This is a genomic window from Nocardia aurantiaca (genome assembly GCF_009708175.1).
GTDB classification, from domain to species: Bacteria; Actinomycetota; Actinomycetes; order Mycobacteriales; family Mycobacteriaceae; genus Nocardia; species Nocardia aurantiaca.
On the sequence record NZ_WMBB01000012.1, the window covers coordinates 245,405 to 259,705 of the forward strand.

Annotated in this window: 10 protein-coding genes and 1 tRNA gene; 2 read left to right on the plus strand and 9 right to left on the minus strand. The window is 65.2% G+C overall.

Annotated elements, in window-relative coordinates; genetic code table 11:
* Nucleotides 1-113 precede the first annotated feature (113 nt).
* Nucleotides 114-5,594, minus strand: a complete 5,481-nt coding sequence (locus GLP40_RS25390) for an ATP-binding protein (RefSeq protein ID WP_328290637.1) — start codon at nt 5,592-5,594, stop codon at nt 114-116.
* A 171-nt stretch (nt 5,595-5,765) separates the two neighbouring features.
* Here GLP40_RS25390 and GLP40_RS25395 point away from each other — a divergent pair, with 171 nt between their 5' ends.
* Nucleotides 5,766-6,134: a hypothetical protein gene (locus GLP40_RS25395; protein WP_154790498.1), complete on the plus strand. Its 369-nt coding sequence runs from the start codon at nt 5,766-5,768 to the stop codon at nt 6,132-6,134.
* A 335-nt stretch (nt 6,135-6,469) separates the two neighbouring features.
* Here GLP40_RS25395 and GLP40_RS25400 read toward each other — a convergent pair whose 3' ends face one another.
* From GLP40_RS25400 to GLP40_RS25420, 5 genes are all read right to left on the minus strand, one after another.
* Entirely contained in the window at nt 6,470-6,811 is a 342-nt protein-coding gene (locus GLP40_RS25400) for a hypothetical protein (RefSeq protein WP_154790499.1), read from the minus strand.
* Nucleotides 6,812-6,814: 3 nt separating this feature from the next.
* Complete coding sequence (locus GLP40_RS25405) at nt 6,815-6,991, minus strand: hypothetical protein (protein WP_154790500.1); 177 nt, start codon at nt 6,989-6,991, stop codon at nt 6,815-6,817.
* A 186-nt stretch (nt 6,992-7,177) separates the two neighbouring features.
* Nucleotides 7,178-8,338, minus strand: coding sequence for a helix-turn-helix domain-containing protein (locus tag GLP40_RS25410; protein WP_154790501.1), 1,161 nt, complete (start codon nt 8,336-8,338; stop codon nt 7,178-7,180).
* Between the two features lie 320 nt (nt 8,339-8,658).
* Nucleotides 8,659-9,588 carry a TIGR03619 family F420-dependent LLM class oxidoreductase gene (locus tag GLP40_RS25415; RefSeq protein ID WP_328290638.1) on the minus strand — a complete coding sequence of 310 codons (930 nt, stop codon included), beginning with the start codon at nt 9,586-9,588 and terminating at the stop codon, nt 8,659-8,661.
* Nucleotides 9,581-9,653, minus strand: a tRNA-Lys gene (locus GLP40_RS25420). Before GLP40_RS25420 ends, GLP40_RS25415 begins: the two co-directional genes overlap by 8 nt.
* Before the next feature lie 299 nt (nt 9,654-9,952).
* Here GLP40_RS25420 and GLP40_RS25425 point away from each other — a divergent pair.
* Nucleotides 9,953-11,386 (plus strand): ATP-binding protein, encoded by a 1,434-nt coding sequence (locus GLP40_RS25425; RefSeq protein WP_328290639.1) that lies wholly within the window; start codon nt 9,953-9,955, stop codon nt 11,384-11,386.
* Between the two features lie 468 nt (nt 11,387-11,854).
* Here GLP40_RS25425 and GLP40_RS34910 read toward each other — a convergent pair whose 3' ends face one another.
* From GLP40_RS34910 to GLP40_RS25435, 3 genes are read right to left on the minus strand one after another with little or no spacing between them, the layout of a single operon-like run.
* Complete coding sequence (locus GLP40_RS34910) at nt 11,855-13,579, minus strand: DUF2326 domain-containing protein (RefSeq protein ID WP_154790504.1); 1,725 nt, start codon at nt 13,577-13,579, stop codon at nt 11,855-11,857.
* A complete protein-coding gene (locus GLP40_RS35130; protein ID WP_407671663.1) occupies nt 13,564-13,824 on the minus strand; it encodes an ABC-three component system middle component 6 in 261 nt (86 codons plus the stop codon). Before GLP40_RS35130 ends, GLP40_RS34910 begins: the two co-directional genes overlap by 16 nt.
* The gene (locus tag GLP40_RS25435) at nt 13,802-14,260 is read right to left on the minus strand and encodes an ABC-three component system protein (RefSeq protein WP_154790505.1); all 459 of its coding nucleotides are present in this window, start codon (nt 14,258-14,260) and stop codon (nt 13,802-13,804) included. Before GLP40_RS25435 ends, GLP40_RS35130 begins: the two co-directional genes overlap by 23 nt.
* Nucleotides 14,261-14,301 lie beyond the last annotated feature (41 nt).

The following is a 14,301-nucleotide window of genomic DNA, read 5'->3' on the forward strand; positions in this document are numbered from 1 at the left end:
GGGACGATCGCACTGCCGGACCGCCGCGCGTGCTACTCGTAGTCCGGGCCGCCGGGGCGGCTCGACCGTCGGGGACCCACGATGGGTCCCCGACCAGCTTTCGGGTCGACGGGTCAGCGGCCGGATGACTCGGGTGTTCCATCGAGCCAGGCCTCGATGGCTCCGATGATGCGCGGGCGCAGTTCGGCGGCGCGGATGATGGCATCGACCGAACCGACCTCGACCGCGCGCTGAATGTTGTGCACGCGATCGAATTCCGCGGCGACCTCGCCGAGCTTCTCCGCGCGCACCGACGAACGGAGTTCATCGCGTTCCGCGGTCAGTATCGCGCGGTCGGTGCCGGATGCGTTCGCCGCGCGTGCCTCGAACTCCCGCACCCGCGGATCGGTCGCGGTACGCGCGTTGACCTCGTTGGAGAAGACCACCGCGGCAGCGGGCGCGCCGCCGAGCACGGACGCGAACGAGCCTTCCAGCGCCAGCACCGTCATGTTCGGGTTCAGCGTCTTCGAGAACACCACGAACGCGCCACCGTGATATCGGGAGATCACGCAGAACACGATGGGGCCTTCGAAATTGACGATCGCGCGCCCGATTTCGGCGCCGTATTCGAGCTGCGCCTTCCGCATCGACTCCGGCGAGCCGTCGAAGCCGGACAGGTTCGCCAGCACCACCAGCGGCCGATTGCCGCTGGCCGCGTTGATGGCCCGTGCCGCCTTCTTCGACGACTGCGGGAACAGGGTGCCGGCGGTGTAGGTGTCCGGTCCGTCGGTGGCGGGGAAGCCGCGTCGCGGCACGCCCCGGGATTCGATGCCGAGCAGGCACACCGGGATTCCGCCCAGTCGTGCGTCCTGCACCACGGCCGTCTCGGCGTCGGCCATCCCGGCCCAGCGTTCCAGTACCGGATGGTCCTGGTCGGCCAGCGCACGCATCACGGTACGGATGTCGAAGGGCTTCTTGCGGTCCGGATTGGCGGTGGCGGAGAAGATTTCGCCGACGGTGGTGAAATCGCTGCCGTCGAGGACATGCGGGTAATCGGAGACATCGCGATCGACCGGATCGCTGGTCCGAACTCGCCGCGGCCGCTGCTCACCCGGAGCCACGTAGGTGAAGTCGTAGTGCGACATCAGCACGTCCCGCGCGGCAAGCAGATTCGGCGCCCAGTACTGTGCCTGCCCGTTGGGGCCCATCACCCGGTCGTAGCCGCCGATGCCGAAGTTGTCCTCGGCGGAGACCGCACCGGAGAAGTCCAGCGCCTGCTTGCCGGTGAGCACCATCGCCGACTCCGGTGTCATCACCAGGATGCCCTTGGTGTGCATGAGCATCGTCGCCTCGGCGTTCCAGTACGGCTGCGCACCGACATTGATGCCGTTGACCACGATATTGATCTCGCGACCGGCCTGGGTGAACTCGACGATCCGCTTGAGCGCGGCCGCCACCCAGTCCATGTTCTCCGTGCCCGACTGCATCGAGATGCGGGCGCCGGAGGAGAGCGCGTACCACTCCAGCGGCACCTCCATACGCTCGGCGAGGTCCAGTGCCGCGATCACCCGGCGGCATTCCGGTTCCGACAGTGCGCCAAGCGATTTCGTCGGGTCACCGAGCAGGATCACGCGTGTGACGCCGGCCGGATGCTGTGCGGTCGGTGTGGTGACCACGCCGGCGACGATCGCGGCGGTATTGCGGCCTTTGGGGCGATCGACCGGCACGAGAGCGTGGCCGTCGTCGAGGTCGTATTCGGTGAAATCGCCGAGCAGGCCGATCAGTTCGTAGGGGTAGACGGTATTGCGGCTGCTCGCCCGCAGCACCTTCTGCCGGTACTCGTCGAGCGGCTCGACCGGATCGTCGGTGCGCTCGACGACATTCACCTCGACGCCGCTCGTCGCGTCGAAGGAGATGCGCACGGCGATCTTGGTCAACTCCCCGGTCTGCGGATCGCGCTGGCGCGCGATGAGCAGGATCTCCTCGAGACCCGCGCCCGCGGTCATCGGCTGCACGTGCCCGCCGATGACCGTCGCCAGTTCGGTCCGGGTGACATCGACCGGTGGCCAGATGTACATGACGACGCGATTGGTGTTGAAGCGCTTGGCCGATGGCCGCTGCGCCTGCGCCCGGCGGATGGAGTCGATACAGGAGGCGATGGTGCTTTCTACCGTCGGCAGCACCAGCAGTCGGCCGTCGTGCTCGCGCAACGCGGCGAGGTCACGCACCTGTGCGAACGCGATGAGCCGGTCGTCGGCCGGATTCTCCTTCGCCACGGCACGGAAGAGGTACACCTCTTCGTCCGACGACGGCAGCCGGGTGAGGTCGAACTTCCGCAGCCGCCGCATCTGCATGCGCTGGGCGATGTAGGGGTGCAGACCGCGGATGAGCCGTTCCTCGGCCATGCCGGTGGTCGTGGGACGGAAGGTGAAGTGGTGGTGCATCACCGCGCCGCCGCTGCCCGCCACCGTGCACGTGATCCGATGCACGTGATCCGGAAGCGGTTGCCTACCAAGCTTTTCCTGCAGGGCAGCCGCCATCGCCTCGAAGTCGTCGGGCTGCTTCTCCCAGCCGAGGTAGATGTCGGCCTCGACGGACGCGGCGTCGCGGGCCACCTCGGCAAGCCCGCGCAGGACGGTGTCGAGCGCGTCGAAACTCACCGCGGCCGATACCAGGTTCACGCCCCGTCGCTCGGCGATGACGAAGGTGTGACCGTTGGCCTCCTCGGTGTGCACGCTGGTGAGGCCCTTGTTGCCGTAGTAGCGGCGGGTCAGCACCTCCAGGATGGCGGTGTTGTCCGCACTGCCGCGGACCAGCCGCTGACCGAGCAGCCGCACCAGCGGCTCGGTGGCGCGCACCATGTCCGCGATGCGCTCGGCGCGATCGGGTGTATCCGGTTGTGCGTCAAGGAAACTCAAGTGCTTGCGCACAGTCGTGTACACGCGGGCGCGGTTGCGCCGCAGCAGCGGGTGGCCGTACCAGGCGTAGGCCACGCCACGCGCGAGATCGGCGAGGCCGGGGAAACGCACCTGCGTCGCGGTCACCAATCGCTCCAGCGCCAGACCGGCGGGCTCCTGCAGCGCCCGGTCCGGCACGGGCTCGATCAGCCATTCGCGCAGCAGCGAGGTGATGACGGTAACGGTGTCGGAGGGACGTTGCTGCGCGAGGAAGATCCGGAAGACCGCGGCCTCGAGGTCGGGGGAGCGGTCCAGGACGGTGACGCCGTAGTGCCTGAGCGCCTGGGCGAGCTTGGCCCGGTACGACTCGGGCAGCCCGGCCCGCTCGACATCGAGGCTCTGCATATAGGTGTGGAAGAACTCGCGGGCACTGTGCACGTGGCCCTGGCCGCCGTCGTCCCACGACCGGTTGTGGCTGAGCTCGGCGAGATCGGCGAACACCTCCACGAGTTCGATTTCCTCGGCGAGTGGCCGGCGGTTGTCCGCGATGGCCGCCCGGCGCACGGCCAGATAGTCCGCGAGCACGCGCTGCTCGTCGTGTGGGTCGACATCGAAGCCCAACAGCAGGCCGCGAAGATCCTGCAGGCTGCGGGCCAAGCTTTCATGCGGACGGGCCGGTGCCGGTACGCCGGGCAGGTCCAACTCGACCGATCCGGCCGGCGCGGCGTCCACGTCCTCGTCGTCGGCGAGCGGCTCCAGCCGCAGCAACGGCGCACCGGTCTCCACCTGCGTGCCGACCGAGACCCCGCATTCCTTCAGCCGCGCCCGGAACGGCGCGCGCAGCACCGTTTCCATCTTCATGCTCTCCAGCACCAGGACGGGCGCGCCCGCCTCGACCTCGGCGCCGACCTCCAGCGGGGTGGCGACCACCAGCGCGGGGGCGGGCGAACGGACGACACCGCCCTCGTCACGGCTGATCCGGTGCCCGACCCCTTCGACGTCGACCAGATGGACCGGTCCGTGCGTGCCGGTGACGATGCGGAATCGGCTGCCGTTCACCACGATCTGCCCGGTGTGGCGGTCGAAGCGTTCCAGATCCACATCGGCCGCGCGCATCTCGCCGCCGGCCTCGATGCCGATCCGGAACCGATGCGCACCGGTGCGGGCCACGCGCACCCGGAAGGCCGCCCCGCGCAGCTTGAGGTCGTGCGGGCGTCCGCCCTGGTGTTGCACCTGTGGACGGCCACCGGCCGCCGTGGACAGCAATCGCGTCTGTTCGGCCTGTTCTTCCTCTTCGTAGGCGTCGATGGCGGCAACGGCCACCGCGATCGCGGAATGGCGATGCGTGACCAGCCGCCCTTCGGCGCGGACGCGGTCGATCCAGCCGGTGTCGGCGCTGCCGTCGATCACCTCGGGCTGATCGAGCAGGTCGAGCACGAAACTCTTGTTCGTCGCGCCGCCCTCGATGACCACCCGGGTGTGGGCCATCGCCCGGCGCAGCCGGCCGAGTGCTTCGTCGCGGTCGCGGCCGTAGGCGATGATCTTCGCGATCATGGAATCGAAGTCGGCGGGGATGGTGTCGCCCTCGCTGACGCCGGTGTCGACCCGAATGCCCGGCCCGGCAGGCAGATCCAGGCGTGCGATGCGGCCCGGGGCGGGCGCGAAATCGCGGTCTGGATCCTCCGCGTTGAGCCGAGCCTCGATGGCATGGCCGCGTTCGGCCGGGGGTTCGCCCTCGAGCCGGCATCCCGACGCGACCTGCAACTGCGCCCGCACGAGGTCGAAACCGGTGGTGGCCTCGGTGATCGGGTGTTCGACCTGGAGGCGGGTGTTGACCTCGAGGAAGGCGAACAGTTCATCACCGGGGTGGTACAGGAATTCGACCGTCGCCGCGCCGCGATACCCGACGGAGATCGCCAACCGCTCGGCCGACGCCTTCAGCTCGGCGGATTGCTCGGGCCGCAGCACCGGTGACGCCGACTCCTCGATGACCTTCTGGTTGCGCCGCTGCACCGAGCAATCGCGCACCCCCAGCGCCCAGGCAGTGCCCTGGCCGTCCGCGATGACCTGGACCTCGACGTGGCGTGCGCCGGTGACCAGCCGCTCCAGGAACACCACACCACTGCCGAACGCGCGTGCGGCCTCCTGCCGGGTGCGCTCATAGGCGTCGACCAATTCCGCCTCGTTGTTGATCACGCGGATGCCGCGTCCGCCGCCGCCGGCGGTGGCCTTCAGCATGAGCGGATACCCGATTCTGCCGGCGGCGGCCACGGCGGCGTCGATGGTCTCGACCGGGCCGCGGCTCCACGGCGCGACCGGCACGCCGACCTCCTCGGCGAGCAGCTTCGCGCCGATCTTGTCGCCGAGCTTGCGCATGGCTTCGGGGCTGGGGCCGATGAAAGTGACCCCGATCTGCTCGCACAGCTCCGCGAACGCCGGATCCTCCGCGACGAAACCCCAGCCGACCCAGGCGGAATCGGCTTCGGTCGCCAGCAGGGCACGCTCGAGCGCCTTCAGGTCGAGGTACGGGCGTGCCGACGCCGGCCCGAGGTCGTAGGCGATATCGGCCTCGCGCACGAAGGTCGCGTTTCGGTCGACATCGGTGTGCAATGCGATGATCTGGATCGCATGTCCGGTCTCAGCGGTGAGATCCCGGACGGCATGAATCAGGCGTACCGCGGCTTCTCCGCGGTTCACGATGGCAATACGGCTGAACACCGCCAGCTCCTTCCAATGCGCTTCATTGGCCCCGGTCGGGCGACGTTGCGTCTGCCGGTCACGGGTAGTCTGCACCTTCGCTGCGCGCAGGTACACCACATCCGGTGGTTACTCGCACGTATCGTTGGCAAAGCCTCGTCCGAGGCCGAGACAGCGTGGGAGGCGATCCGGGTGGCCGACATTCTCGATGTACTGCACTCTCGCTGGGCCGAGGCCGCCGGCGAAGCGCTCCTGATCGGCGAAGAGCACCCCACCCTCACCCTCACCACGCTCGAAGCAGCGGACCTCATCGACCACATAGCGGATCTGCGGAGCCGGTTCGCCGATATCGACCTCGCCTACCGCGAACTCGACCACCGGCAGACAGCGCTCCGCCGCGCCGCCGCCGATGCCGCCGCGGCCTTGGACCGGATCCGCATCGCCCTGGAACAACGCACCGCGCACCCGGAAGCTCGAGCCCGCCAAGCCTGCACCATCGCCCGCCACGCCGCCGAGACCCTCACGGCCGCATGCTCGAGCATCGAGGGAACCGCGAAGTAGCGAGCCCGAGCTCGGCACCGAGCGCGCTAATCCCCAATCATGTTGGTCCGGCACGGCATTACGTCGTGTTCCGGCCCGTCCCGGTTCGACCGGGGCGGTCAAGCTCTTTGCCGACCGGAGTTCGACGTCGGTTACCAGCACTGTTTCGATGTCGATCGCCGAATACCATTCCAGTGCAAGGGAATCGGGAGCGACGTCGAGTTCTGGGTGTTCATCGTCGATGATGGGGCGGCCGTCGTCACCGATCGGAATGACGCCGATTGCGGTGTGCTGGAATCCGAGCGGTCCGCCTTCGCGTCCAGGGTTTCTGGCCTGGAGACGTTGTGCCTCCATGTTCACCGTGCGGTCCCGGTCACGTCATCGGTGGCCAGCTGTCGCGCGACAGTGATCCCCGGCGACACCGTGATCACAGTCGCCACGTCGAGCAATTCGTCAGGGATCGCGCGGCCGTCGAAGTGCTCGGTACTCGGAACGATCACCGCGTCGACGCCGAGGCGGTCGATCGCCACACGCAGTCGACGCGTTCTGTCATGGGTGCGCTCGCTGAACACGATCGTTTTTCTCAGGTCGTAGCCAGTTCTCTTGGCGGCTCGGCGGATTCGCAGTTCGTCTTGCGGTTGTTGCAACCCGGAGACATCACTTCGCAGGAACCCCACGGCGGAGGGCAGCAGACCCATCGGTCACCACCCCCGACTGAGCGGGACATACTTTCGCGGGGGCTCTTTCGCGAGTCTGGCCTGGATATCGGCGACCGTGAGTTTTGGTTCGGTCTCGTGTTCGAGGTCGACGGCATATGCGCGCATGGTCGCGAAAATGAGCAGGAGCGAAATCAGCGTTGCCACGAGGATGATTGCCATGTCGGGTGCCTCCTGTTTGCTGAACGGTCCTGGAGTGCACCGGCGCCACGCTGTGGCGCCAGGTGCTGAGATCAGGTTCGCTGCAAGGGGACTCAGCGGCAATGGCACTTTCGATGCCGGGCGCATTGAAGTACCACTGGTAGACCTATGACAGGTTTCAGGCCCCGGAGAAAAGACCAGCGGCGCTTAATATTCCAGCTTGACCACGTCGGCCAGCTCTCGCATCTCGTTGGTGAGGGTGCGACGCTTCGCGATCAGCCGGCCCAAGAGGTCGCGAGCCAAGTGCTGTTCGGCCAGCCACGGGCGAGCCTCGCGGGAGAGCTGTCGCAGGATGTCGAAAGCGGCGTCGTAGTGGCTTAACTCGGTGTGTGCGGACACGACGTCGAGCAGGTGGCGGTTGCGGTTGTCCGAGGTGGGGCGTAGTCCTGGCGGGACATCGCGGGCGAGACGCAGTGCGAGGTCCGGCCGGTCGTCGACAACGGCGTTCTCCACACGCTTCATGGCGACAGTCGCGGGTCCGAAGGTCGTCCAATACTGGTGGTAGCCACCGGATTCGCGTTTGATGGCCACCGCTCCGGCTTGGGCGAGGCGCATCATGTCGTCGGCCTCGTCAGGCCGGTTGTCGCGGATCGCCGCAGCCGAACCGCGCAGCAGCAGCCAACCCCAGGTGGAGATCTCTCGCTCGGTCGCTACCGAGAGCCGCGGCTCGACGCGATCGGCCCATTCGGCCGCCAGGTTTCGCACCTGCTCGAACTGACGCTCAACAAGCATGAGCCAGCACAAGGTGATGATCGCCGAGGCAGCATCGAGCACATCGCCGGTGTCTTCGGCCTCGGCCACCGAGCGCTCGAGCGCAATCCGAGCCGACTCGCGCTGACGCGTTTGCACCATCACCGATCCGGCCAGCTGCAGGATCCGCGACCGCATCAGCGGAGACGCGCCTGACCCCTCGTCTACGAGCTTCGGCAATACGCGAGCAAGGTGGTCATATTCGTTGTCGTGGTACAGCTTCACGGCTGCAATGAGCGATTCAGCCAGGCCCCGTTCCTCTTCCGGGTGAAGAGGATCCACGGTGCGCGGCGTCGCAATGGCCACTCGCGTCGCATGCCAGCTCTCGTAGTCGCGGCTCTTGGGCGGCGCGGGGTTCGGGCCGAGCAGCGTCGATAGCGGGCATTTCAAGGCGACAGCCAGGCGCCGAAGCTTGTCGATCCGGATGTCATCGCGCTCACCCTGCTCGATCTTGCGAATGTAGGACAGCGACACACCCGATGTCTCCGCGAGTTCGCGCTGCGTGAGGCCCTTTCGTTTCCGTACCGACTGGAGGCGTTCCCCCAGATCCGCGCTCATGTGCTCCAGGCTAGGACGGTCTGCTGGTTCGCGCATGGCGTTGGCGGAAGTGAAATCGCGTGGGCCTGCCCAGCAGTCCGGGCCGACTTCGTCCACCACCGCTTTCAGTAGGGCAGCGGGGTCATGGTCCGGGTTGTCGTCAGCCCATGCAATTTTCGCGATTCCTTTCCGGGGACGGCGGCGCTGAACCGCGGGCTACCTGCATGGTCATGGCCGCAGGCGGCGCGATGACCGAGGAATCGGGCACGGACTCGTTCCCGCGCCGATTCCACGACGCCGGATTTACGCCGCCGGCCTTCGGCTTCCGGCGGCTCGGGGAGTCAGCCGATGAGTTCCGCGTGCCGCTGTAGAGCCTCCTCGATCGTGCCCGGCAGTGTGGCCGGATGAATGACGAGCTGCACGACGCCGAGATCCTCGTACTGCCGCACCACCGACGGGTTCAGCGGTTGGGTGGCGGCAACCGTGATCGAGAGCTTCCCGAGCTCATCGGGACGTTCCACGGTCTCCGCCACCTCGGCGAGCCGGGACAGATTCGCGGCCGTCTCGGCCACCGTGCCGATAGCGAACCAGCCATGCGCCCGTGTGAGGGCCCGCCGCAGCGCGCCCCGGCTGTGCCCGCCGACATACACCTGCAATCCGACCGGCCGAGGATGCGCGTCGACTGCCGCGAACTCGACATACTTTCCGGAGAACGAAGGCTCAGTCGAGTACCACAGCGAACTCATCGCATCGAGATACTCATCAGTGCGCCTACCGCGATCGGCCGTCGGCACCCCCACCGCCGCCAACTCGGGCTCCAGATATCCGGCCCCGACCCCCAGCCGGAACCGGCCCCCACTCAGAACCGACAGGCTCGCAGCCTGTTTGGCCAGAACCACCGGATTCCGCTGCGGCAGAATCACCACCCCTGTCCCGAGCTCGAGCCGCCTGGTCGCCGCCGCCACGAATGCCAGATGCACCAACGGATCGATGATCGATTCGGTTGGCTCGGCGGGAGACGCCGCTACCCGAGGCGACGGCAACACCACATGATCCGAAGCCCACCAGGACCGATACCCCAACGACTCCACCAACCCCGCTAGCCGCCCCGTCTCTTCCGGTGCATTGGTCCGACCGATATTGAGCGCTTGTACTCCAAAGTCCATGCTCACCCGAACCCCGCTGTGCCCCAGACCATTCCATATGGTCGTCCCCCGGATACGGCGAAAGCCCCGACGATTGGACTGCCGAGGCTTCGAACTGTGCGCCATCAGGGACTCGAACCCCGAACCCGCTGATTAAGAGTCAGCTGCTCTGCCAATTGAGCTAATGGCGCGTGTTACGCCGCGGGGCTTGGGCTTTCGCTTGGGCGGCTCCGCAGTGCGGAAGGAACATTAACAGGATTGAGCCGTGGAACCAGAATCGGTGTACCGGAGGGCCCGTCGCGGTGATTGTGGCAGCTGTCGGCGGCCTGACGGCCACGGATAGGGAGAAGCGGCCGACGGGTTGCGCGGCGGCGATCCGCGCATGCTCAGCTACCCTGCGCAAGTTGTGACCTAAGTTACATAGATTCAATCTTACTTAGATGGAATCTATGTATGATGAATTCTGTCTTTCTGTATGGGAGGTGGGCGGGTGGAGTTCAAGGGGCGAGCGGCGGACCTCGATCTGTTGGCTCGGCAACTGGACCTGGTGGTGAATGGGGCCGGTGCGACACGCGGGCAGGCCGTGATCATGACCGGTCGGCGGCGGGTGGGGAAGTCGCGCCTGGTTCAGGAGTTCTGTGATCGCTCCGGCGCGCCGTATGTCGTCTTCCAAGCGACGCGGGGACGTAATCCCGTCACCGAGCGCGTGGACTTCGTTGCCGCCTTGGCGCATTCGCCACTGCGGGGGGCGGAACTGGTAGCGGGGATATCTGCAGCGGATTGGAACCAGGCGTTGCGGACCCTGGCGATCGCGTTGCCGGACGATGCCGCGAGCATCGTCGTGATCGATGAGGTGCCCTGGCTGGTGGAGCAGGACTCCGAATTCGAAGGTGCGCTCCAGACGGTATGGGATCGGCACCTATCGGCCAAGCCGGTCCTGCTGATGCTGGTGGGCAGCGATATCTCGGTCATGGAAGCGTTGCAGTCATACGGTCGCCCGTTCTTCGGTCGAGCGACGAAAATGACTGTCGCGCCGCTGCATCTGGCGGATGTGCAGGCCATGACCGAACTGCCGGCAGCCGAGGCCGTGGACGCGCTGTTGATCACCGGTGGATTCCCGGAGGTCGTTCAGTCCTGGCGACCGGGCATGAGCCGCACGGATTTCCTGCGTGATGCCACTGCGAATCCGCTGTCGCCGCTGCTGGTGGCGGGCGAACTGACGCTGCTCGGGGAGTTCCCCGAAGCGTCGCGCTCGCGGGCCGTGCTGGAGGCGATCGGCAGCGGGGAGCGCACTTTCGGCACGATCGCCGCCGCTGCGGGCAGCACGGGTGCGTTGCCGGCCGGCACGTTGACCCCATTACTGAACACCTTGCAGGCCAAGCGGATAGTGGCTGCGGATCTGCCGCTGTCCACGAAGCCGGACAGCAAGAATAAGCGTTACCGCATCGCGGACTCGTATATGAGATTCTGGCTGGCCTTCCTGGAGCGCGGCATCCCGCTCATCGAACGCGGCCGGGGGGATCTGGCGTTGGAGCGGATCGAGCGTTCCTGGACGTCATGGCGTGGTCGCGCGGTGGAACCAATTATCCGGGAATCGTTGCTGCGTTTGCTGCCTGATGCCGACTGGCCCGAGACCGAAGCGGTGGGCGGCTGGTGGAACCGGCAGAACAATCCGGAAATCGACCTGATCGGCGCCGACCGCGAACCCGTCGCGGGCGCAGTGCATTTCGTCGGATCGATCAAATGGCTCGAGGGCCAGCCGTTCGGCAGGCACGACTACGACGCCCTCGCGCGTAGCGTGCTCGCTATTCCGGGGACGCGGTTCGACACCCCGTTGGTGGCGGTCTCGCGGTCCGGGTTCGATGGTGACCTGCCGATCGCAGCTCATTGGGGGCCGGAGGACCTGCTGCGCGCATGGCGATGAAGGCCGGGCTTGCGCGCGAGCGAACCCGAGTCGGCAGATTGGGAAGCCGAGGAACACAGAGACGTAAAAAGCATCAGCCCGCTGCTCGATTCGGCAGACGGGCTGATCGCTTCACTAAATATTGATCTTGATTGTGCGCCATCAGGGACTCGAACCCCGAACCCGCTGTTGTGGGTTCGGGGTTCTTCGGTGGTCACGCCTAATAACCGGGGGTCACGGTGGCCGGTCTACCTGCGGCTACGTTGAAATCTTCTTCACGCTCGTTCACAGTCAATCACCAGTAGTCACCGTGAAAGTTTGGGGTATTTTTGGTGCGGGTCGAATCCGCCATGTCCCCAAACGCTACCCGGTCGGCGCCTAGCATCACCTCAGCGGGATAGCAGTCCGGACCGCGGGTTCGGACGATGGTGCACGAGCGGCGGTCCGTGGCGGCGGCTGAGTCTCCAGTCGGGTATCGCGAATAAGTCATCAGAATTCGCGGCCGACGAGCCCTCCTGTCTCGGTGTCGAGGATGGTGCGCACGATGCCGGTCTTGAACCAGTCTTCTTCAAGGACGTCGTCCGGGATGTCGTTGCTATTGATTGTGCATATGTATTGTCCACCGGTGGATTCGACCATCGACTGCGCGAACTGGAGCGCCGAGGTGCGTTGGCGTGGATCGACGCCATCGAAGACCGATGAGTCGTGGACGAGGAAGTCGGGATGATGTGCAGTTGCGATGCCCTCTTCTAGCATCGTGAGATCGAAGCAAAACATGGTCATGCGGTTGACGCCGCTGCTGTTCGCTCCAGATGCGCGGATAGTGAACTTGTAACCACTATCGTCGACCGATACGGTTAGCGTGGCGTCTTTTCCATAGAGACGGCTCATCTTCTGACTGAAGCGGTCTCCGATCCGATCGAGCTTTTCTCTGGAGCTAGCGAGTTCGCGCGTGGCATCGGTACGGATTGTTGATTGGTCTAGTTTGAGTTCTTCACGGCGGGTCACGAGTTCGCGTGCCTGTTCGATCTGCAAATCAACTGCGGCAATCCGTGCACGCGCCTCAGCCAGCTCGTTTCTGAGGGCGTCGAGTTCGCTCAACGCCCCACCTGTATCGAGGGTCCGCAGTGCTTTGTCGCGCTGGTGATCCAGCCGTGTCAGTTCGGCGGTTCGGTCGGCGATGCGCCTGTCGAGGGTCTCGATCTCGCTGCGAAGGAATCTGCGCCTGTTCGTGAGAAGTGAAGCATGAAACTTGCGGACATCGCTGATCTGGCGCTTAAATCCGTCGGCGAGGATAAGTCCGGCTGCGTCGAAAAGTTGCTCCACTGGAAGGGCTGTGGAGGAAGATGTTTCAGTATCGGAAAGAGTCGTTTCGTACAGGTCTCTCATTCGCCTGTCGATGACAGCCGCGTCACGTAACTTAGATATTTCCTTAGTGAGTTCGCCCGTCTGTGCCACAAGGATGTTGGGGTTTTCGAGAATTCGGAACTGCTCGATTCGAGCTTCCCATTCGTCGACTTCATTCATCAGTGCTGCACGTTCGAGGACCAGGTCCTCTTCTGGTCGCAGCGTCGTGACCAGTCCTTCATGGGTCGCGGCCGCGATCGTAGTGATTTGGTCCAGGCTCTTACTGATCCGCGCAAGGTCGCGAACTACATGCCAGCTCAGGCCGAGAAGGAACGCCACGTGTTCGCGGCTGGAGGTTGCACTCTGTTGGGCGATGGTCTTGAGGGGATCCTTCGGGGTCTCCGTACGGATCACGTATGACAGCAGAGTACGAACAGAAAGGCCACCAGGTAAGTCCTGATCGGTGGGATCGAGTTCGAACAGAGCGAGACCAAGTACATCCTTCCACTCATCGAGATGAATCTGTCCCTCGTTGAGCCAGGGACCGAGTATCTCTTGTGCACCGCCGTCTGCTGCGATACGCAATCTTCGGCCGTTGGCGAGCGAACGGGTCGCTGCGACCGTACCGCCGAACATCTGCATCGTGAGTGTGATCTCCCACCCGTCTTCGGCGAGCGGGCGCAGGCTGTTGTGAAGGTTGCCTGCGAGGGCATAGTTCATCAGCAGAAGCAGAGTCGATTTGCCACGCGCGTTGCGGCTGTCCTGATCGGAGGAGTCCTGTGCACGCTCGGCGACGATCGCGTTGAAGCCGGGCTTGAAGTTTATGGGCTGGAATTCAGCCCGATTCGCGCTCAGGCGGAGGAACACTGAGTCAACCTCACGGTCTGGTCTTCGTAGTCGAGAACTCCGGCACCGTAGAGCAGGGTCAGTGCCGCGACGAACGAGTCATACGTCGAGGTGGGACTTGCCTGGCGATGATGAACGTAAAGTTCGCCGACAGTAATACCCGCGGAGCTGAGCAGCCCCAGAAGGTTGGCGGCCTCGCCTACGACACTCCGCTCAAGAGGCGTGAACTTGTCGGGGAATATGTCATTCACGCTCGAAGATCTCACAGATCTCGAAAAGGTAAGCCACCACCGAGAGCGCGGCAGCTCGGACTGAGGGAGTATTGCGGGGACCCGCGTTGTCGAACGCGGTTTGCACAAGGTAGTCGAATATGGCATCGGTCTCCAAACCGTTGGCGAGTGCTGCGTAGTAGTCGCTCTTGAAACGCCTGACCAGGCTTCGCCCGAATGACGGAGACATCGAGTTCTGGAAGGCGATGAAGTCTGCCACGTGCGTGGCTTGGGAGAGACCGTCGGTAATGCGTCGCACCGATGCCTCGCCGAGTCGGTTGAGGTTGATCTTCTCTTGGAGTGGCAGCGCACGCTCGACACCGAGTTGCTGCTGCGGTGCTTCGGCATTAGCCTCGATCTTTCGCCGGGCCTTCGGCCCGGCGTGATCGGTTTCGGATTGGTTTCCGGTCGTCGATCGGCGACCGGTGGGCAACGCGGGATGGCCCGGTCAGCGGGTGGCTGCCGGGTTCCACG

Coding starts and splice junctions, on each gene's coding strand:
- GLP40_RS25415 (WP_328290638.1), bottom strand. CDS start 9,588: ATGGCGCACAGTTCGAAGCCTCGGCAGTCCAATCGTCGGGGCTTTCGC.
- GLP40_RS25410 (WP_154790501.1), bottom strand. CDS start 8,338: ATGAGCGCGGATCTGGGGGAACGCCTCCAGTCGGTACGGAAACGAAAG.
- GLP40_RS25400 (WP_154790499.1), bottom strand. CDS start 6,811: ATGGGTCTGCTGCCCTCCGCCGTGGGGTTCCTGCGAAGTGATGTCTCC.
- GLP40_RS25405 (WP_154790500.1), bottom strand. CDS start 6,991: ATGGCAATCATCCTCGTGGCAACGCTGATTTCGCTCCTGCTCATTTTC.